The 20,879-nt window shown below is 72.4% G+C and carries 12 protein-coding genes and 4 pseudogenes; 9 read left to right on the forward strand and 7 right to left on the reverse strand.

Annotated elements, in window-relative coordinates:
- Nucleotides 1-9: 9 nt before the first annotated feature.
- Both J8403_RS36420 and J8403_RS36425 read right to left on the reverse strand, forming a co-directional pair.
- Entirely contained in the window at nt 10-861 is an 852-nt protein-coding gene (locus tag J8403_RS36420; RefSeq protein ID WP_211126884.1) for a putative RNA methyltransferase, read from the reverse strand.
- Between the two features lie 73 nt (nt 862-934).
- Nucleotides 935-1,105 (reverse strand): annotated as a pseudogene (locus tag J8403_RS36425) (transcriptional regulator); the annotation flags it as partial.
- Between the two features lie 31 nt (nt 1,106-1,136).
- Here J8403_RS36425 and J8403_RS36430 point away from each other — a divergent pair.
- A pseudogene (locus J8403_RS36430) lies at nt 1,137-1,457 on the forward strand (cupin domain-containing protein); the annotation flags it as partial.
- Between the two features lie 181 nt (nt 1,458-1,638).
- Nucleotides 1,639-2,880: pseudogene (locus tag J8403_RS36435) on the forward strand (glycoside hydrolase family 99 protein); the annotation flags it as partial.
- A 59-nt stretch (nt 2,881-2,939) separates the two neighbouring features.
- Here J8403_RS36435 and J8403_RS36440 read toward each other — a convergent pair.
- Genes J8403_RS36440 through J8403_RS36455 form a run of 4 tightly spaced genes read right to left on the reverse strand, consistent with a single transcriptional unit; the run spans nt 2,940 to nt 5,251 of the window.
- Nucleotides 2,940-4,061, reverse strand: a complete 1,122-nt coding sequence (locus J8403_RS36440; protein ID WP_211126887.1) for a glycoside hydrolase family 99 protein — start codon at nt 4,059-4,061, stop codon at nt 2,940-2,942.
- A gap of 1 nt (nt 4,062) precedes the next feature.
- A complete protein-coding gene (locus J8403_RS36445) occupies nt 4,063-4,953 on the reverse strand; it encodes an NAD-dependent epimerase/dehydratase family protein (RefSeq protein WP_211126888.1) in 891 nt (296 codons plus the stop codon).
- The gene (locus J8403_RS36450; RefSeq protein WP_246586166.1) at nt 4,950-5,090 is read right to left on the reverse strand and encodes a hypothetical protein; all 141 of its coding nucleotides are present in this window, start codon (nt 5,088-5,090) and stop codon (nt 4,950-4,952) included. Before J8403_RS36450 ends, J8403_RS36445 begins: the two co-directional genes overlap by 4 nt.
- Before the next feature lie 5 nt (nt 5,091-5,095).
- On the reverse strand, nt 5,096-5,251 hold the full coding sequence (locus J8403_RS36455) for a hypothetical protein (protein WP_211128733.1): 156 nt from the start codon (nt 5,249-5,251) through the stop codon (nt 5,096-5,098).
- Nucleotides 5,252-5,562: 311 nt separating this feature from the next.
- Between J8403_RS36455 and J8403_RS36460 the strand changes: the two genes are divergently transcribed.
- From J8403_RS36460 to J8403_RS36490, 7 genes and pseudogenes are all read left to right on the forward strand, one after another.
- The gene (locus J8403_RS36460) at nt 5,563-6,348 is read left to right on the forward strand and encodes an IclR family transcriptional regulator (RefSeq protein ID WP_246586167.1); all 786 of its coding nucleotides are present in this window, start codon (nt 5,563-5,565) and stop codon (nt 6,346-6,348) included.
- Nucleotides 6,349-6,468: 120 nt separating this feature from the next.
- A complete protein-coding gene (locus J8403_RS36465) occupies nt 6,469-7,755 on the forward strand; it encodes an enolase C-terminal domain-like protein (RefSeq protein WP_211126890.1) in 1,287 nt (428 codons plus the stop codon).
- Nucleotides 7,756-8,139: 384 nt separating this feature from the next.
- Complete coding sequence (locus J8403_RS36470; protein ID WP_211126891.1) at nt 8,140-10,599, forward strand: PQQ-dependent sugar dehydrogenase; 2,460 nt, start codon at nt 8,140-8,142, stop codon at nt 10,597-10,599.
- Nucleotides 10,600-10,924: 325 nt separating this feature from the next.
- On the forward strand, nt 10,925-14,041 hold the full coding sequence (locus J8403_RS36475) for an alpha-mannosidase (RefSeq protein ID WP_211126892.1): 3,117 nt from the start codon (nt 10,925-10,927) through the stop codon (nt 14,039-14,041).
- Nucleotides 14,038-16,281, forward strand: coding sequence for an ROK family protein (locus J8403_RS36480; protein WP_211126893.1), 2,244 nt, complete (start codon nt 14,038-14,040; stop codon nt 16,279-16,281). The genes J8403_RS36475 and J8403_RS36480 overlap by 4 nt, the downstream gene beginning before the upstream one ends.
- Nucleotides 16,282-16,491: 210 nt before the next feature.
- Nucleotides 16,492-17,277, forward strand: a pseudogene (locus tag J8403_RS36485) (ThuA domain-containing protein); the annotation flags it as partial.
- Between the two features lie 121 nt (nt 17,278-17,398).
- Nucleotides 17,399-19,786: a glycoside hydrolase family 95 protein gene (locus J8403_RS36490; protein WP_425519916.1), complete on the forward strand. Its 2,388-nt coding sequence runs from the start codon at nt 17,399-17,401 to the stop codon at nt 19,784-19,786.
- Between the two features lie 7 nt (nt 19,787-19,793).
- On the opposite strand, the gene J8403_RS36495 is transcribed toward J8403_RS36490, so the two are convergent.
- Entirely contained in the window at nt 19,794-20,846 is a 1,053-nt protein-coding gene (locus J8403_RS36495) for a 2-aminoethylphosphonate ABC transporter substrate-binding protein (protein WP_211126896.1), read from the reverse strand.
- Nucleotides 20,847-20,879 lie beyond the last annotated feature (33 nt).

A 20,879-nucleotide genomic window follows, 5' to 3' on the forward strand; every position in this document is an offset into this window, starting at 1 on the left:
GCGGCGGTGTCAGACCAGCGGACGGTATGCGGTGAGGGTGACGGACAGCGTCACGTCACAGGGCTCTGGCAGCAGCGCGACGCGCTCCTTCAGCCGCTCGCCCTGCTGGTGCCAGGCGTTGGGCCCCATCCCCACCAGCTGCGGCACGGCCTGGTGGTCCAGCGTCATGGTGCTCCGCGAACGCTCCCGGGCCACCTCGGTGAAATGCGCCGAGAACCGGTCCGCCAGCCGCTCGTCCTTCTGCTCGTCCACCCGCAGCAGCCCCAGGGCCTCCACCAGCTCCCGCAGATGGTCCGGCCGGGGCGTCACCACCAGCAGCACACCCCCAGGGCGCAGCATCCGCCGCAGCTCGGCCGGATTGCGCGGGGCGAAGACGTTGAGGACCACCGACGCGGCACCGTCGGCGAACGGCAGCTCGTCCCAGGCGTCGGCCACCACCGCGCTGATCCGGGGATGCGCCCGGGCGGCCCGGCGGGCGGCGAACTTGGAGATGTCGAGCAGGATGCCCTCGGAGCCCGGGAACTCCGACATCACCCGGGCGAGGTGGTAGCCCGTGCCACCGCCGATGTCCACGACGCAGCCGGGGTCCCCGCCCGTCGGCGCCGGTGCCGTCTCGCGCGCCAGCGCGGCCAGTGCCCCGGCGATCGGCGCGAAGTGACCGGCGGCCAGGAAGTCCGCGCGGGCGGCCACCATCTCGGCGGTGTCCGCGCTGAACTTGGCGGCCCCGCGCAGCAGATTCACATACCCCTGCTTCGCCACGTCGAAGCTGTGCCCCTGGGAACACCGCAGGGTGCCCTCGGCCATCGTCAAACCGCCGGAACAGTAGGGGCAGCGAAGGTATCGAACCGCCTCTTTCCGCATGGTGTCCCCCGTTCCGCTGTTGTCCTGACAGGAGCTCAGCCTAGGCACATCCCGGCGGGGCGGTGCGGCCGGGTCAGTCGGCCGGTGACGCCGAGAGGTGCTGGTCGGCGGCCCAGGAGGCGAGGATACGCAGTCCGTCGTGGGTGGGCGTGCCGACCTCGGCGGTCCGGATGACCAGCTGCTGGTCGGGATCGGTGCCGGCGGTCAGCGTGTCCCAGTCCGGGGCGAGCTCCCCGGCGAGCGGACCCGCCACCCGGCGCGGTCCCGCGCTGTAGGACATGGTGCGCTTTTCCCCGGGCGCCCACACCGCCCGGCACCGCCACGCCGTCGGCCAGACCCTGCACGTGGTGGGGGGCATCGCCCTGATCGGTACCCGCGACGGCACGGTCTTCGAGGCCCACCCCGGCGAGACCGTGACCTGTCCGCCCGGCGAGGAGTACTGGCACGGCGCCACACCCGACCGGTTTATGCAGCACCTGGCGATGTGGGAGGGCGCGGGCGACGACCGCCCCGAGACCACCTGGCCGGAGAAGGTCACGGAGGAGAGTTACGGCGGCGTCCGCACTCGCACCCGCACTCGCACCCGCGGCCGCTGACCACCGCCGGCCACTCGATCCTTGATCGCCGAATGCGGGAATGAGGCATAAACGACGAAGAGCGCTTCCGCCTGAATTCGGCTAACCGTCCATTAAATTGCGGAACCATGAACGCGTGATTACGATCCGCCGCAGCGAGCACCCCCACTCAAGCCGCTCACTGCCGGAAAGGCAGGCCCTCATGGGTATGTCACGCCGCCATCTCATCGGTTCCGCGCTCGGCGCCACGGCGCTCGGTGCCCTGGGCGCCGCCAAGCTGACGACGGCCACCGCCACCGCGGCCAGTCCGCCCGGTGACGTCGTCGGCAAGGTCACCGTCGGCTATCAGGGCTGGTTCGCCTGTGCGGGGGACGGCGCCCCGATCAACGGCTGGTGGCACTGGGCCGCCGATATGTCCCGGCCGCCGTCGCCGGACAACACGGGCATTCACAGCTGGCCCGATATGCGTGAGTACACCAAGGGCTACCGGACCGACTACAGCAACCTGAACAACGGCCAGCCCGCCACCTTGTTCTCCTCCTACGACCAGCAGACCGTGGACACCCACTTCCGCTGGATGCAGCAGTACAACATCGACACCGCAGCCCTCCAGCGCTTCAACCCCTTCAGCCCCGAGGGGCCGACGCGCGACGCCATGGCCACCAAGGTCCGCTCGGCGGCGGAGAAGTACGGCCGGAAGTTCTACATCATGTACGACGCCACCGGCTGGCTCGACATGAAGAGCCAGCTGAAGCAGGACTGGACCGACAAGATGAGGGCCCACACGTCGTCCTCCGCCTACGCCAGACAGAACGGCAAACCGGTGGTGGGCATCTGGGGCTTCGGCTTCAACGAGGCCAACAAGCCCTGGTCGGCCGCGGACTGCCTGGACGTCGTGAACTGGTTCAAGGCCCAGGGCTGTTATGTGATGGGCGGGGTCCCCACCCACTGGCGGTCCGGCAACGAGGACTCGCGCCCCGGCTACCTCGGCGTCTACCACGCCTTCCATATGCTCTCGCCGTGGATGGTGGGGCGCATCGGCACCATCGCCGACACCGACCGCTTCTTCTCCGGCGTCAACACCCCGGACCAGGCCGACTGCAACGCCAACGGGATCGACTACCAGCCCTGTGTGCTCCCCGGGGACACCCAGTCGCGGCAGCGCGCACACGGCGACTTCATGTGGCGGCAGTTCTACAACATGGTGCGGGTGGGCGCGCAGGGCATCTACATCTCCATGTTCGACGAGTACAACGAGGGCAACCAGATAGCCAAGACGGCGGAGAACGCGTCGATGGTCCCGGCCGGTTCGGGGATCTGGGCGCTCGACGAGGACGGCACCGCCTGTTCCTCGGACTACTACCTCCGCCTCACCGGAGACGGGGGCCGGATGCTCAAGAAGCAGCTCGCGCTGACCCCCGACCGGCCCACGAAACCGGTCCTCTAGCGCGGTTCGCCGGGGCCCCGGCCGGGGCCCCGGCCGGGGCCCCGGCACACCACGCCTCAGCGGCGGCGGGCCGCCTCGAACCGGGCCACCCAGTACGCGGTGCGGTCGAGATACGCCGTCTCGGCCGCGGCGCCCGTCCTCCCGTAGGCCCCGCTGTAGGTCCGGTAGCTCTGCGCGGTGGGCGGGGCGGAGGCCGCGGGCTCGATCTGGCTGCCCTCGTGCCACTCGTTGAACGAGGTGATCGAGACCCAGGTGGGCGGGCCCCCGTTGGCGGGGGAGAGGGCGTTGTTCCACTCCAGGTCATAGGTGGCGCCGTCCTCGCGCTCCAGCGTGGGCGTGGTGTTCCCGGGCACGGCGCGGTCGTCGATATAGCCGGGGCCGATGGACGGCGCCCAGACCATGCCGTGGTCGCGGCAGTACGCGGCCGGGCCGGCCCACTGCGGGTTGTTGCCCGCGGCGATGGCGTCATAGGTGTACATGCCGCCGAAGTGCGCGACCTTCGACACATCGGTGGTCTGGGCCAGCACGATGGCGCGGTCGGCCACCTGGTCCAGCGGGGCCCAGTCCACGATCCGCAGGGACTCGAAGACGTAGTACGCGCCGCGGTCGCCGTGTGCCGCGTCCCGGTAGAAGGCCGGGTGGCCGCCGTACCGCTGGATGAGATAGCCGATGTCGTCCACCACGGACCGCGCGGTGCGGCCGGCGTAGGGCTCGATATGCCAGGCCACCTTCAGCCCGCGCGCGGCCGCCGCGTCCAGGAGCAGCGGCACCCGCTGGTCCTCGTAACCGCCCTGCCCCCACCAGCTGGTGACGAGCACCCCGGTTCCGGCCTGGGCCAGCCACCCCATATGGCGGTCGACCACGGCGCGGTCGCCGGAGTCGTAGGCCCCGGCCGCCGGGTAGAAGTCGGAGCCGATCCGGTCGGGCGGGGTGAGGCCGCCCTGCGGCCAGTGGCGCCAGGAGCCGTTGACCGCGGGGCTGCCGTACCAGGGGTAGTAGAAGATGTGCACGTATCGCGAGGGGGCGAGACGGGGCGCGGCGGCGGGTGTCCTGGGGGCGTCGGCGGATGCGGCGGCTGCCGCCCGGCCTTCCGCCGCGGCGAGCGCGCCGGCGCCCAGGGCGCCCGCGGCCGCGGCCGTCAGAAAGGTCCGGCGACGGGTGCCGGGGCTCTGTGCCATCTCATGGTCCTTCCGTGGGGGAGGAGCGGTGGGGGCCCTCGGCGACGGCGTCGGCGGTACGCCGGCCGTGGGTGGGGGCGAAGCCCAGCAGCCGGGTGCAGCGCGAGGCGTCGTACAGCCCCGCGAAGCGGGACAGCGGCGCCACGATCCTGGCGGTGGGGTGGTAGCGGGCCAGCAGTTCGGCCGTGGGGAGGTCCGAGGAGGTGTCGGCGGCCGTCACGTACAGCACATGGCTGCCGTGCACCTCTGCGCCGAGCGCGGCGCGCACCGCCGCGGCGGCGTCGCGGGTGTCCAGCCACCCCCACAGGTCGCTCGCGTGGTGTCCGGGATCCGCGCGCACGGCGGCCAGCTGGCGGGTCAGCCGTGGGCCGGTGCCGGTGAAGGGGAAGCGCAGACACACGGTGTCGGTGCCCCAGCGCCGGTGGGTGCCCTCGGCCACCTGCTCGAGGACCAGCTTGGAGAGTCCGTACGGGTCCTCGGCGAGCGTGGAGTGCGACTCGTCGACCGGTACGTAGCCGGGGGAGCGCGGGTGGGTCGACCACGCCAGCCCGAGCACGCCGATGCTGGAGGCGGCCACCACACGGCGCACCCCGGCGCGCCCGGCCTCGTCCAGCGTCAGATAGGCGGTGTGGCAGTTGGCGGTGAACTGGCCCGCCGGATCCCGGGTGTCGGGGTGCGGGATCGCCGCGAGGTGGACGAGCGCCGTCACCCCGCGCAGCGCCTCCCGCACCAGCTCGCGGTCGCGCAGGTCCCCGGCGAGGCTGCGCTCCAGGCGCCGGTCGTGGACGGGTTTCCGGTCGGCCGCGGTCACGTGGTAGCCGTGGTGCAGCAGATCCTCGACCACATGGCGCCCGATGTGGCCCGCGGCGCCGGTCACCAGGACGTGGGTCATCCCTTCACCGCCCCGACAAGCCCGTTACCGAAGTACCGCTGGAGCGCGAGGAAGGGTGTGTACGCGGACTCGTCGTTGAGCGACACCTTGGTGAGCGGATACGCGTTCCAGGCCGGGATCGCCGTCAGCAGCGCCACGGTGATCAGCGCCGGCCGGGCGAGCGGAAGGTGGACACGGGCGAAGACATGCGGCTCCCCGGCCCCTCGATCCGGACCCGGATGCCGGTCTTCTCCCCGAACTCCGCGGCGGCCGCCCGTAACCCCGCCACATGCTGCTGCTTGAACGTCCACATCGTCACGTCCGCGGAGCCCGCCCCCGAGGCGCTGCCGCCGCCGCTCAAGGACGGGGCCGACAGCGCAGCGGCGAGGGCCGGCGCCGCGAGGCGGGCGCGCGGTGACGGCGGGGAGGAACGCCCTGAGAGGGGGGAAAGCGGATTTCTGGCATGCATACGAGCCCCTGCCTCATGCCGATGCGTTCAGAAGACCGAATGACGTTGGAGTAACGGAACATAGGCTCGCCGTGATATAGCGTCAAGACAAGCTGCGTAAGGTGTCGGCAACCGGGGCCAGCGGGGCGCCGGGCCGGGGAGCGGAGGCTGGCGTGGAATCGGTGTCGGGAGCAGCGCGGATCCGGCGTCACGAGGACGTCAAGTCCGCAGCGCGCGTCCTGGAAGTGCTCGAACTCCTGGGTGCCGAGGGCGCCCGGCTCTCGCTCGCCGACATGGCGAGCACCCTGGCCGTGCCCAAGAGCAGCCTGCACGCCGTGTTGCGCACCATGGAGTCCCGCCGCTGGGTGGAGACCGACCCGTCGGGAACGCTGTACAGCCTCGGTCTCAAGGCGCTGCTGACCGGCACCGCCTATCTGGAGAGCGACGACCTCGCCGGGATCGCCGGGCCCGTGCTCGACCTGCTGGCCGAGGAGACCGGCGAGGCCGTCCACCTGGGCAGGCTGGACGATACGGACGTCGTCTACCTGGCCAAACGCGAATCCCGCCATGCCCTGCGGATGTACTCCGCGGTCGGCCGCCGGCTGCCCGCGCATGCCACCGCGCTCGGCAAGGCGATCCTGTCCCAGTACGACGCGGCCGAGATCCAGCGTCGGCTCAACTGGCCGCTGACGGCGCTGACTCCGAGCACCGTCACCGATCCGGACGAGCTGCTCGCCCAGCTCGCCGACGCCCGAAAGCGCGGCTGGGCGCAGGACGAGGGCGAGAGCTCGGTGGACATCCGCTGTGTGGCGGTCCCGCTCGGTACCGGCCACGGCGGCGGCGACGCGATCAGCTGCTCGGCGCCGCGCAGCCGGATGGACGACGCCCGGCTGAGCGAGATCGCCGCCCATGTCACCGAGGCGGCCCACTCGTTGCGGACCCTGCTGAAGCGGCTCGGCGAGCACTGATCCCCGCACACCGCCGCGCACCCCGGTCCGACCGTATCCCGGTACGGTCATTGACACCGCTCCTGAACCCTCTTTACGTTCGAATGGACGATTGCCATTCGGCTACCGGAATGGGAGCGCATGTCCGCACCCCATGAGCCGCACCTCCCGCCGGCCCAGGCCCCCTGGGTGGCGGAGCGCGGCGACAAGCTCCGCATCACCGCCGTACGCACGTTCCTGACGGGCCCGCAGGGCTGTCCGTACCTCATCGTGCGGATCGAGACCAACGATCCCGGGCTGTACGGCCTCGGATGTGCCAGCGACCCCCAGCGCACCCTGGCCGTCCGCAGTGTGATCGACGACTACCTCGCGCCGCTGCTGCGCGGCCGCGACCCCGGCGACATCGAGGACCTGCACCGCCTGGCCCTCAACAGCGCCTACTGGCGCGGCGGTTCGATCACCGGCAACGCCCTCGGCGGTGTCGACGTCGCCCTGTGGGACCTGAAGGCCAAGCGGCTCGGCGCCCCGCTGTACGCCCTCCTCGGCGGCCGCTTCCGGCACCGCGCCGCCGCCTACACCCACGTGGACGGCCGGGACGCCGAAGAGCTCGCCGACAAGGTCGCCGCCGCGCGCGAACGGGGCTTCGGACACGTCCGCGTCCAGACCGCCGTCCCGGGTTCCGACACCTACGGCGCCGCGCCCGCCGGCGCCGGGGAGGCGCGGGCCCGCCACGACCGCTCCGGCCGCTGGGACAGCGCCGCCTATCTGCGCGCGGTGCCCCCGGTGCTGCGCCGCACCCGCGAACTGGTCGGCGACGATGTCGAGTTGCTGCACGACGCACATGAGCGCCTCGACCCGCGCCAGGCCGTGGAGTTCCTGCGCCGGGTGGCCGACGCCGGGCTGTACTTCGTGGAGGATGTGCTCGCCCCGGAGGACGCCGCGCACTTCGCGCGGCTGCGCGCCGCGTCCCCGGTGCCCCTCGCGATGGGCGAGCTGTTCAGCGACCCCACCCAGTTCCTGCCGCTGCTGGCCGGACCGGTGATCGACTTCGCGCGGATCCGGATCCCCACGCTCGGCGGCCTCACCCCGGCTCGTAAGCTCGCCGCCGCCTGCGAACTGCACGGCGTCCGGCTCGCCCCGCACGGGCCGGGAGACGTCAGCCCGCTCGCGCAGGCGGCCACCGTCGCCCTCGACATCTCCAGCCCCGCCTTCGGTGTCCAGGAGGCGGCGACCTTCCGCGAGGCGGTTCTGGAGGTCTTCCCCGGAACGATCGTGCCGCGCCTGGGTGCGATGGAGCCCCGGGAGGCCCCGGGGCTGGGCGTCGACTTCGACGAGAGCGCCGCGCGCCGGTACCCCGCCCCCGAACCCCTGGCCCACGACCGCTGGGCCCTGCTGCGGACCACCGATGGGAGCGTGCAGAGGCCTTGAGACCGAACGCGACGAGCGCCACCCCCGCCTGTGGCGCCACCCCGCCTGTGGCGCCACCCCGCCTGTGGCGCCACCCCCGCCCGAGGCGCCACCCCCGCCCGAGGCGCCGCCGCAGACCGAGGGGGGACCGCTGTGGGAGAGCCCCTGAGGACAGGGCTGGCCGGGGCGGGGCGGACCTCGCTCCCGGTCGGCACCCCATGTTCCCGTCCCGAGCCCGTGCCCTTCGTGGGTGAGCTGTCCGCGTCGGCGGGCCACGGCTAGGACGGTGTCGAGTACGGGCACGAGGGTCCCCTCCACCCTGCCGAAGGCCCGTACCGCGGCGCGACGGCGCGCGCCTGTGCTCAGCACTTCCGCGAGTATCCCCACTGCATACGGAGGACCCACGTGCACAGGAAACGCCTCGGACTGCGCAGATCCCTCGCGCTGTTCACCGGAACACTGCTCACCGGAGCCACCCTGACGCTCACGGCCCCGGCGGCGGACGCGAAGCCCGACCCCGACCGGACGGCCGCCGCCCCCGTGTTCCAGCAGGTCACCCTCGCCAAGGGGGTGGCCGAGACGGGTGAGCCGATGTCGCTGGCCGTGTTGCCCGACCGCTCGGTGCTGCACACCTCACGCGACGGCACCCTGCGCCTCACCGACGCCGCCGGCACCACCAAGGTCGCCGGCACCCTGCCGGTCTACAGCCACGACGAGGAGGGGCTGCAGGGCGTCGGGGTCGACCCGGGCTTCGGCGCCAACCGCTTCATCTACCTCTACTACGCGCCGCCGCTGAACACCCCGGGCGGTGACGCCCCGGAGAACGGCACGGCCGCGGACTTCACCAGGTTCGACGGCGTCAACCGGCTCTCCCGGTTCGTGCTCAGGACCGACGGCACCCTGGACCGGGCCAGCGAGAAGACCGTGCTGGAGGTCAAGACCTCCCGCGGCATGTGCTGCCACGTCGGCGGCGACATCGACTTCGACGCCCAGGGCAATCTGTACCTGTCGACCGGCGACGACTCCAACCCCTTCGCCTCCGACGGCTACACCCCCATCGACGAGCGGGCGAGCCGCAATCCGGCCTTCGACGCCCAGCGCAGCGCGGGCAACACCAACGACCTGCGCGGCAAGATCCTGCGCATCAAGGTCAAGGCGGACGGCTCGTACGACATCCCGGCGGGCAACCTCTTCGCCCCCGGCACCGCGAAAACCCGCCCCGAGATCTACGCGATGGGATTCCGCAACCCGTTCCGGATGAGCGTCGACAAAGCCACCGGCGTGGTCTACGTGGGCGACTACGGCCCCGACGCGGGCAACGCCAGCTCCACCCGCGGTCCGCAGGGCATGGTGGAGTTCGCCCGGGTCACCAAGGCCGGCAACTTCGGCTGGCCCTACTGCGTCGGCAAGAACCAGCCGTACATCGACTACGACTTCGCCACCGGCACCTCCGGCTCCGCCTTCAACTGCGCCGCGCCGAAGAACACCTCGCCGAACAACACCGGCCTCACCGACCTGCCCCCGGCCCAGCCCGCCTGGATCCCCTACGACGGCGGGTCGGTGCCCGAGTTCGGCAACGGCTCGGAATCCCCGATGGCCGGACCGGTCTACCGCTACAACGCCAATCTCAACTCGCCGGTGAAGTTCCCGCAGGAGTACGACGGCGACTTCTTCGCGGGGGAGTTCGGCCGCAAGTGGATCAAGCGGATCGACCAGGGCGCGGACGGCACGGTCGGCTCCATCAACGCCTTCCCCTGGACCGGCACCCAGGTGATGGACATGGCCTTCGGCCCGGACGGCGCGCTGTACGTCCTGGACTACGGCACCGGATGGGGCGCGGGTGACGCCAACTCGGCGCTGTACCGCATCGAGAACGTCGTCGGCGGCCGGGCGCCGGTCGCCCAGGCGGCGGCCGACAAGACCTCGGGCAAGGCCCCGCTCCAGGTGAGGTTCTCCTCGTCCGGCAGCAGTGACCCCGACGGCGACGCCATCGGCTACAGCTGGGACTTCGGCGACGGCGGGAAGTCCACCGAGGCCAATCCGGCGCACACCTACACCGCCAACGGCACCTACACCGCCACCCTGACCGCCCGGGACCCCGGCGGCCTGACCGGCACGGCGAGCGTCCACATCACCGTCGGCAACACCGCGCCCACGGTCACCCTGGAACTGCCCGGCGACGGCCAGTTGTTCACCTTCGGCGACAAGGTGCCGTTCCGGATCAAGGTCAGCGACCCGGAGGACGGCACCATCGACTGCGCCAAGGTGAAGATCACCCATCTGCTCGGGCACGACAGCCACGCCCACCCCATCACCTCGGCCACCGGCTGTGAGGGCACCCTGCAGACGCTGGCGGACGGGGAACACGACGAGAACGCCAATATCTTCGGGGTCTTCGACGCCGAATACACCGACAAGGGCGCGAGCGGCCAGCCCGCGCTGACCACCCACACCCAGCATGTCGCTCAGCCGAAGCACCGCCAGGCCGAGCACTACACCGCCTTCCAGGGCATCGAGCAGGCGAGCCACTCCACGGCGCACGGTGGCAAGACGGTCGGCTTCACCGACAACGGCGACTGGATCTCGTTCAAGCCGTACCTCCTGAACAACGCCACCAAGCTGACGGCCCGCATCTCCTCCGGCGGACCGGGCGGCACCATCGAGGTCCGCGCGGGCAGCCCCACCGGGACGCTGCTGGGGACCGCGACCGTGCCGGCCACCGGCGGCTGGGAGAACTTCCAGGACGTGAGCGCCACGCTCGGCGGCGCCCCCTCCGGGACGACGACGCTCTACTTCGTCTTCAAGGGCGTCACCGGCCAGGGCAACCTCTTCGACCTGGACGACTTCACCTTCACCACCGGCTGAGCCGGGACCGGGCAGGGCCGCGCCGGACAACCCGAGGGGAATCGCCGGACGGCCCACGCGGCGGGGAGGAGAACGCCGACTCCTCCCCGCCGCATTTCTGTGCCCAATGTCAATCCTCTTATCTGACACTGTCGATGGAAGGCCGCTTATTTTCCTCCTGACAGGGCGTCGGACCGTTTCTTTTGCCGAGTGAATCCGCAGGTCACAGCCGCCGTCCACAGCAACGGAACGGTAATTGGGCCCAGGCGTTGACGTGATAACACACATGGTTTTACATAAACGGCACGCGCACTTTCCCGGAGGCAGGCAGGAGGAAGGGCCGACCATGCACGACGACCGCCACGCCGTGGAAGAGCGCATCGCGAAGTTCCTCGCCGAGCGCCTGCGACCGGCGCTGTACGGCGACCGCGTCCCGCTGGAGGTCGCCGCCTGGCACATCCCGGGGGAGCCGGTGCCGGTGGCCGACGCGCTGCGCGCCGAGTACCGGCCGTTCGTCACCGGTGACAGCTGGGGCGGCCCGTGGTCGACCACCTGGTTCCGCGCCACCGCCACGGTTCCCGAACGGTGGGCGGGCCGCCGGGTGGAGGCCCTGTTCGACCTCGGCTTCGATCTCTCCCGCGGCCCCGGAGGCCAGGCCGAGGGCCTGGTCCACGACGCCGACGGCACCCCGCTGCAGGGCCTGCACCCCCACAACCGCTCGGTGCCACTGACCCTCCGCGCCGTCGGCGGCGAGCGGGTGTGCCTGCTCGTCGAGGCCGCCGCCAATCCGCCCATCGTCGGCGGCGCGGGCATCGGCACCCACTACGGCCACCGGCTCACCGCGGGCGAGGAGGACCTGTACCGGCTGCACCGTGCCGACCTGGTGGTCCGCGAGGAGGACGTCTGGCAGCTCATCCACGACATGGAGGTGCTGGACGAGCTGATGCGCGAACTGCCCCTCGGGCTGCCGCGCCGCCACGAGATCCTGCGCGCGCTCCAGCGGGCCGTGGACAGCGTGCCCCCGCGCCGCGTCGCCGCGGGCGCCGCGGCGGCCCGCGCGATCCTGCGCCCGGTCCTGGACCGGCGCGCCCACGACTCCGCGCACACCATCGCCGCCGTGGGCCACGCCCATATCGACGCCGCCTGGCTGTGGCCGCTGCGCGAGACCGTGCGCAAGTGCGCCCGGACGTTCTCCACCATGGCCTCGCTTGCCGAGGAGTACCCGGAGCTGGTCTTCGCCTGTTCCTCCGCCCAGAGTTACGCCTGGATGCGCGACCACCAGCCGTACGTCTTCGAGCGGATCAAGAAGGCGGTGGCCGACGGCAACTGGGCACCGGTCGGCGGCATGTGGGTCGAGGCCGACGGCAATCTGCCCGGCGGCGAGGCCCTGGCGCGTCAGCTCGTCCACGGCCGGCGCTTCTTCGCCGAGGAACTCGGCGTGGAGACCGACGGCGTCTGGCTGCCCGACTCCTTCGGCTACACCGCCGCCTACCCGCAGCTGGCCGCGCTCGCGGGCGCCCGCTGGTTCCTCACCCAGAAGCTGTCCTGGAACGAGACCAACAAGCTGCCCCACCACACCTTCTGGTGGGAGGGGATCGACGGCACCCGGATCTTCACCCACTTCCCGCCCGTGGACACCTGCGACGCCACCCTGTCCGGCGCCGAGCTGGCCCACGCCGCCGCCACATACGCCGAGAAGGGCGCGGGCACCCGCTCCCTGGCCCCCTTCGGCTTCGGCGACGGCGCGGGCGGGGGCGGGCCCACCCGCGAGATGCTGGAGAAGGCCCGGCGCCTGGCCGACCTCGAAGGCTCGCCACGGGTCGGCCTCCAGTCGCCGTCGGACTTCTTCCGCGAGGCCCGCGAGGAGTACCCCGACGCGCCCGTGTGGCGCGGCGAGCTGTATCTGGAGACCCACCGCGGCACCTACACCAGCCAGGCCCGCACCAAGCGCGGAAACCGGCGCAGCGAGGCCCTGCTGCGCGAGGCCGAGCTGTGGGCGGCGACCGCCGCCGTGCGCACCGGCGAGCCCTATCCGTACGAGACGCTCGACGCGCTGTGGAAGCAGGTGCTGCTCCACCAGTGCCACGACATCCTCCCCGGCACCGCCATCTCCTGGGTCCACGAGCAGGCCGAGCAGACCTACCGCGCCATCCACCGCGGCCTGGAGCGGATCGTGGCCCGCGCCGCGGGCACCCCGGACACCACGGCACCCCTCGCCGTCCTCAACGCCGCCCCGCACGCCCGGCGCGAGGTGGTCCGCCTGGACGCGCCGCCCGCCACCGGCGGCCCGGTGCAGAAGCTGTCCGACGGCCGGTACGCCGTGCTCGCCCAGGCCCCCGCGCTCGGTGCCGCCGTCCTCGGCACCGGCACCGCCGACCAGGCGCCGGTCACCGCCCGCCCCGCCGAAGCGGGCGGATACGTGCTGGACAACGGCGCGCTGACGGTCCATATCGACCGCGATGGGCTGGTCCGCTCCGCATACGACCACGACCGCCGCAGGGAGGCCATCGCGCCCGGTGGCGCCGGAAACCTGCTGCAGCTCCACCCCGACGATCCGGTGCGCTGGAGCGCCTGGAACCTGGACGCCCAGTACCGCAACACCCACCGCGACCTGGACACCGCGACCGCCGTCCGGCTCGAGGACGAGGGCCCGCTGCTGGCCCGTGTCCGGGTGGAGCGCACCACCGGCCGGTCTGTCGTCGTGCAGCGCCTCAGCCTGGCCGCGGGCAGCCGGATCCTGGAGGTCGACACGGACATCGACTGGCGGGAGGAGGACACCGTCCTCAAGGCCGCCTGGCCGCTGGACGTGCACGCCGAACGCCTCGCGTCCGAGATCCAGTTCGGCCATGTCGAGCGGCCCACCCACGAGAACACCAGCTGGGACGCCGCCCGCTTCGAGGCGTGGGCGCACCGCTGGGTCCACGTCGGCGAACACGGCTGGGGCGCGGCCCTGCTCACCGACTCCACCTACGGGCACGACGTCAGCCGCCTCACCCGCGAGGACGGCGGAACGACCACCACCCTCCGGCTCACCCTGCTGCGCGGCCCGCACAGCCCCGACCCCCATGCCGACCGGGGCCGGCACCGCTTCCGCTACGCGCTGTACCCCGGCGCCGACATCGGCGACGCCGTGGCCGGGGGATACGCGTTCAGCCTCCCGCTGCGCCCCGCCGGCCCCCGGCTCACCGGACCGCCGCTGGTCGCGGTGGACGATCCGGGCGTCGTGGTGGAGGCGGTCAAGCTCGCCGACGACCGCTCCGGCGACGTCGTGGTCCGGCTCTACGAGTCGCGAGGCGGCCGGGTGCGCACCACCCTGACCGCCGGATTCGCCGTCGAACGCGTCCACGTCACCGACCTGATGGAGCATCCCACGGCCGAACTGGCTCACGGCCAGGGCGTGTTGGACCTGACCTTGCGCCCGTTCCAGATCCTGACCCTCCGGCTGGCGCGCGGGGCGTCGTGAACCCGCCGTACCAGGACGCCTCGGGATTGCCCGAGGAGGACCGCAGGCTGCTGCAGCACTGGGTGGCGGAGGGCGGTTCGCGCGCGGTCCGCGCCGCCGTCGTCCTGCTCGCCGCCCAGGGGCTGCGCAACGCCGAGATCGCCCGGCGGCTCGAGGTCTCCCGGCAGACGGTGGGCAACTGGCGGCAGCGCTTCGACGCCTCCGGCGTGGCGGGCCTGCGGGAGCGCCCACGGCCCGGGCGGCCCAGCATCATCGACGAGGCCGAGGTCATCACCCGTACGGTGCTGGCACCCGACGGCCGCGGCGCCTCCCGCGCGGTCGCCCGGGAACTCGGCTACAGCCACGCGGCCGTCGCCGCGATCCGCCAGCGCTGGCGGGTCACGCCCGGCAACGCCACCGTCCCCGCCGTGCCCACCCGTCCCCCGCTCCCGCGGGCCGAGGTGTGGGTGCTCGGCCTGTATCTGGACACCCACCGGGCGCTGCTGCTCGTCGGCACCCGCCCGGCCGCCCCCGAGCGCCACCACGGCGCCCCGCCGGGCGGCTCTCCCGGCGCCGATGTCATCGCCGCCGTCGACGCGGCGGTGGAGGCCGCGCTGAAGGCCCCGTCGTCCCCGGCGCCGGGGGAGCGGCGTGGCCAGGACCGGCTGGCCGGATACCTGGCCGAGGCCCGGCGCCGCCACCCCGGCGCCTCGCTGCACGCCATCACCCTGTGGGACACCGGGGAGGGCGGGCCCTCGTCCCAGCGGTGTGCCCGGGGCGGGGTGGTCCACCACGCCCTTCCGGTGCGCACCACCTGGCGCACCTTCCTGCGGGCCATGGTCGGCCTGGACTGCACCCGGCACCCGGAGTCCTCGCACCGCGTCTACCTCGACCTGGCCGCCGCCCTCACGCGCTCCGCGGACCGGCCCGGCACCGCCCGCGAGCGGCAGCCCGTGCGCTGGCTAAGGGAACCCATCGCCACCCACTTCGCCGACGCCTCCCGGGCCGGTGGCGAGCAGCGCCGGGAGTCCTGGGGCGGCGCGAACCAGATCGACCTCGGCTCGTTCAACGAGTGCGTGGTCATCGAGGCGGTGCGGCTGGCCGGGACCATCACCCGTGGCGAGATCTCGCACCGCACCGGCCTCACCCAGCAGTCGGTCTCCCGGATCTCGCGATCGCTGCTGCACCGCGGCATCCTGGTCGAGGACGACCGGCGGCAGGCCACCTCCGGCAAGCCGCGCACCCCGGTGCGGCTGCGCGGTGACGCCGGGCACGCGCTGGGCATCCATGTCGACCCCGAGGTGCTGACGGCGGTCGTGGTCGACCTCGACGGCGCCATCGTGCGCAGCCGTACGGAACCCGTCGCGCAGACCGCGAGCCCGGACCAGCTCGTCGACCACATCGCCCGGCTGGGCCGCGGGGTGCTGTCCGCCGCCGGTGGCGCGGTGCGGCCCGGGGGATTCCTCGGCATCGGCGTGGCCACCCCGGGACCCGTCGACGTGGCCTCCGGCACCGTCCTCGACCCGCCGCTGCTGTCGGTGTGGCGGGACGTGCCGCTGCTCTACATGCTCAAGGACCGCTTCCGCTGCCCCATCGTCATGGAGAAGGACTCCTCCGCCGCGGCCATCGGGGAGCGGTGGATCGGGCGCAACCGGCGCGCCCGCGACTTCGTGTACCTCTACCTCGGCACCGGCGTCGGCGCCGGGCTCTTCCTGGGCGGCGACATCCACCGCGGAGTCAGCGCCAACGCGGGGGAGTTCGGCCAGCTGTGCGCCGTCGCCCTGGAACGGGTCGACGCGGACGGACGGCCGGAGATCCTGCCCGAGTGCAATCCGCCGGTGTCCATCCCCGAGACGGCCGCCCGGCTCGGCATGGTCCTCGGCCCGCGCGCCGCGCACGACCCGCGCGAGGCCCACCGGGTGGTGAGCGCGGCGGCGGGGGCCGGTGACCCGGTCGCCGAGAAGGCCGTGCGCCAGGTGGCCGGGGCGATCGGCAGGGGCGCCCTGTCCCTGGTGGACCTGCTGGACATCGACCTGGTCGTGCTCGGCGGGCCGTTCTTCACCGACGGGGTCGCCGACCTCTACACGGCCGAGATCTCCCGTATCGTCAACGACTTCCCGACCGCCAGACGGCTGCGCCGGGTCGATGTGGAACGGTCCGTGCTCAGCCGCGAGGCCGCCGCCGTCGGCGCCGCGTCGACCATCTTCCACGCCACGTTCACACCCCGGCTGGCGGGCCGCCCCGCGCCCACGAGGCGGTGACCGGATGGCGGCCAGAGCTTTTTGTCAACGGGCTTTGCAAAGTGGGGCCGACTCGGTACCGTCCCCTTACGCCCACGGAGGCAGCCCCTCCCCTCACCGAGGCTCGTGTCCGTGCGGCGCCCTGGGCGCGACGGCGCGCGCCTGTGCCCAACCCCCTTTGAGAATCACACTTCTCCCCGGAGGTTCCCCGTGCACAGGAATCGTCCCGATCTGCCCGCCCCCACTCAGCGCCGCACCGTGGTCAAGGCCGCGGCCGGTGCCCTGCTGCTCACCGGCGCGGCGTCCGCGCCCGCGTGGGCCACGTCCGCCCGCAGGCGGCCCAGGGCGGGCCGGGTGCTGGTGTTCTCCAAGACGGCGGGCTTCCGCCACGACTCCATCCCCGACGGCATCGCCACCGTCAAGGACCTCGGCGCGCAGAGCGGCTTCGCCGTCGACGCCACCGAGGACGCCGCCGCCTTCACCCCCGGCAACCTCGCCCGCTACGCCGCGGTGGTCTTCCTGTCCACCACCGGCGACGTCCTCGACACCGGCGGACAGACGGCCTTCGAGGGCTATGTCGCGGCGGGCGGCGGCTACGTCGGTGTGCACGCCGCCGCCGACACCGAGTACGACTGGCCGTTCTACGGCGGGCTGTGCGGTGCGTGGTTCCAGTCCCACCCGGCGATCCAGCAGGCCACGATCAAGGTCGAGGACCACGCCCACCCGGCGACGGCCCACCTCGGGGACACCTGGGTGCGCACCGACGAGTGGTACAACTACCGCACCAATCCGCGCGGTACGGCCACCGTGCATGTGCTCGCCGCGCTGGACGAGTCCTCGTACACCGGCGGCACCATGAACGGGGACCACCCCATCAGCTGGTACCAGACGTACAAGGGCGGCCGGGCCTTCTACACCGGCCTCGGCCACACCAAGGAGTCCTACGCCGAGCCCGCCTTCCGGCGGCACCTCCTCGGTGGCATCACCTACGCCATGGGCCGGCCCACGACCGGTCACGGCCGCTGACCGGATCCCGGATCGAGGCAGATCCCGGATCGAGGCATCCGGGATCGAGGCAGACCCCCACTCACCCCTTCCTGGAGTCGCAGTGACCCCTGATGTCCCGCGCCGACAGTTCATGGCCCTGGCCGCCACGACCACCACGGGCCTCGCGGCCGCCGGCCTGCCCGCCGGGACGGCCCACGCCGCGGAGCCCGCCCGGCGCGAGAAGGCGGACCGGCCGCTGGCGCTGTGGTACCGCGAGCCCGCCGCCGACTGGCTGAGCGCCCTGCCACTGGGCAACGGGCGGCTCGGCGCGATGGTGTTCGGGGCCACGGAGACCGAGCGGCTGCAGCTCAACGCGGACACCCTCTGGGCGGGCGGGCCGCACAGCTACGACAACCACAAGGGCCTGGCCGCCCTGCCCCGCATCCGGCAGCTCGTCTTCGACGGCAAGTGGCCCGAGGCCGAGACGCTGATCAACTCCGATTTCCTCGGAGTGCCCGGCGGCCAGGCGCAGTACCAGACCATCGGCAGCCTCCTGCTGAGCCTGCCGACGGCCGGGGCGGTGACCGGCTACCGGCGGGAGCTGGACCTGGATTCGGCGGTGGCCACCACCACGTACACCCGCGACGGGGTGACGTTCACCCGTGAGGCGTTCGCCAGCGCTCCCGACCGCGTCATCGTCGTCCGGCTGTCGGCGTCCAGGAAGGGCGCGCTCTCCTTCGGCGCCACGTTCGAAAGCCCGCTGCACACCTCCCTGTCCTCGCCCGATCCCCTCACCGCCGCACTCGAAGGAAGGGGGGACGCCACGGGCGGGGTGGACGGCGCGGTGGGGTTCCGCGCGCTGGTGCGGGTGCTCGCCGAGGGCGGCACCACCACCAGCGCGGGCGGGACCGTGACCGTCCGGGGAGCCGACGCGGCGACCGTCCTGGTCGCCATCGGCACCACCTATGTGACCTGGGAGAACGCCAACGGTGACGCGGCGGGCCGGGCGGCCGCGGACCTCAACCCGGCGGCGGGCCGCCCGTACGGGCAGCTGCGCGGCCGCCATGTCGAGGACCACCGCGCGCTGTTCCGCCGTACCTCGCTGGACCTGGGCAGCAGCGACGCGGCGGCCCTGCCCACCGACGAGCGCGTCTCCCGCTTCGGCTCCGGCGGCGATCCGCAACTGGTCGAGCTGCACTTCCAGTACGGCCGCTATCTGCTCATCGCCGCCTCCCGCCCCGGCACCCAGCCGGCCACCCTCCAGGGCATCTGGAACGACCTGACGAGCCCGCCCTGGGGCTCGAAGTACACCATCAACATCAATACGGAGATGAACTACTGGCCGGCCGCCCCCGCCAACCTCCTGGAGTGCTGGGAGCCGGTCTTCGCCCTGCTCGACGAGCTGGCCGTGGCCGGGCGGTCGACGGCGCGCACCCAGTACGGCGCGGACGGCTGGGTCACCCACCACAACACCGACGCCTGGCGCGGCACGGCCCCCGTCGACGGCGCCTTCTGGGGCATGTGGCCCATGGGCGGCGCCTGGATGTCCATGGCCATCTGGGAGCACTACCGGTACACCCGCGACACGGGGAAACTGCGGACGCGCTACCCCGTCCTCAAGGGCGCGGCCCAGTTCTTCCTCGACGCGCTGGTGACCGACCCGGCCACCGGCGCGCTGGTCACCTGTCCCTCCGTCTCCCCGGAGAACGCCCACCACGGCGGGGGCGGCGGCTCGCTGTGCGCCGGGCCGACGATGGACATGCAGCTGCTGCGCGACCTGTTCGGCGCCGTGGCCTCGGCCGCCGACACCCTCGGCACCGACGCCGCCTTCCGGGACCGGGTGCTCGCCGCGCGCGGACGGCTCGCCCCCATGAAGGTCGGCGCGCAGGGCCAGCTGCAGGAGTGGCAGCAGGACTGGGACGCGGCCGCCCCCGAGCAGCAGCACCGCCATGTCTCCCATCTGTACGGGCTGCATCCGAGCAACCAGATCAGCCGGACCCGCACCCCGGAGCTCTTCACCGCGGCGCGCACCACCTTGGTGCGACGCGGTGACGCGGGCACCGGATGGTCACTCGCCTGGAAGGTCAACTTCTGGGCGCGCCTTCAGGAGGGAGACCGTTCGTACAAGCTGCTCGCCGATCTGCTCACCCCCGAGCGCACCGCCCCCAACCTCTTCGATCTGCATCCGCCGTTCCAGATCGACGGCAACTTCGGCGCCTGCGCCGGAGTGACCGAATGGCTGCTGCAGAGCCAGCACGACGAGCTGCATCTGCTGCCCGCCCTCCCGTCGCAACTGCCGGACGGAAGTGTGCGGGGCCTGCTGGCGCGGGGCGGATTCGAGGTGGACATCAGCTGGCGGGGCGGCGCGCTGGGCGAGGCGCGGCTGACGGCCCGGGCGGGAGGGCCGGCACGGCTGCGCACGGCGAAGGACGTGCGGGTGACCTCCGGGGACGCGCCCGTTCCCACGACCCGGCCGGAGCCGGGTGTCACGGCCTTCACCGCGAACGCGGGCGCCGTGTACGTGGTACGTCCCGCCTGAGCCGGGCTCAGCTGTCGGTGGCCGACTTCCAGGCGTCGATGTAGGAGGGGAGGTTCTTCTGGATGTCGTTCCAGTCGGGCTGGAAGACCTCCACGCCGTCCATCAGCTGGGTGAGCGCGGTGGCGTTGGCGTCGGTGGCCTTGATGTCCTGACGGGCCGTGAAGCCGCCACCGACCTCGCTGACCTGCTTCTGGGCCGTGCGGCTCAGCATGTAGTCCAGGAGCTTCCTGCCGTTCGCGGTGTGCGGGGCCTTGGTGACCAGACCGGCCGCGTACGGCAGGGCGAAGGTGGTGGGCTTGCCGCTGCCGCGGGCCGGGAACCAGATGCCGAGGTTCGGCATGGACTTGGACTGGGCGTAGTTCATCTGGACGTCGCCGTTGGCGACGAGCAGTTCGCCCTTGTCGACCTTGGGCGCCAGCTTGCCGGTGGAGGCGGCCGGGCCGACGTTGTTCTTCTGCAGCCCGGCCAGGTACTCCATGGCGGGCTTCTCGCCGCCGAAGTCGTGCATGGCCTTGATGAGGACGGCGGTGCCGTCCCCGGCGACGCCCGGGGTGGAGTACTGGAGCTTGTTCCTGTAGCTCCCGTCGAGCAGGTCCTCCCAGGTGGCGGGGGCCTGCTTCACCTTCTTGGTGTTGCGCACGAAGCCGAAGTAGTTGTTGACCACGGCCGTCCAGGTGCCGCCCGCGGCCTTGTCGGCGCCGCCGACCTGCTCGGCGCCCTTCGGGGTGTACTTCTGCAGCAGGCCCTTGGTGTCGGCCTGCTGGATGAACGGCGGGAGGGTGACCAGGACGTCGGCCTGCGGATTGAACTTCTCACGGGTGGCGCGCTGCACCATCTCCCCGGAGCCGCCCTCGACGTACTTCACCTTGATACCGGTCTCCTTCTGGAAGTCCTTGAAGATCCGGTCGTACCAGCCGTCGCCCTTCTCGCCCTTGAGGCCGTCGGCGCTGTAGACGGTGACGACCTTCTCGTCGGAGGCGGCGGTGTTGCCGCCGCAGGCGGTCAGCGGGAGGGCGAGGACACAGAGGGCGGCGAGCGGCTTGCGGACGTTTGCGGGCATGGCGAGGTGAACTCCTTGCGGTGGAAGGGGAAT

The organism is Streptomyces yatensis (assembly GCF_018069625.1).
In the GTDB taxonomy this organism is placed as follows: domain Bacteria; phylum Actinomycetota; class Actinomycetes; order Streptomycetales; family Streptomycetaceae; genus Streptomyces; species Streptomyces yatensis.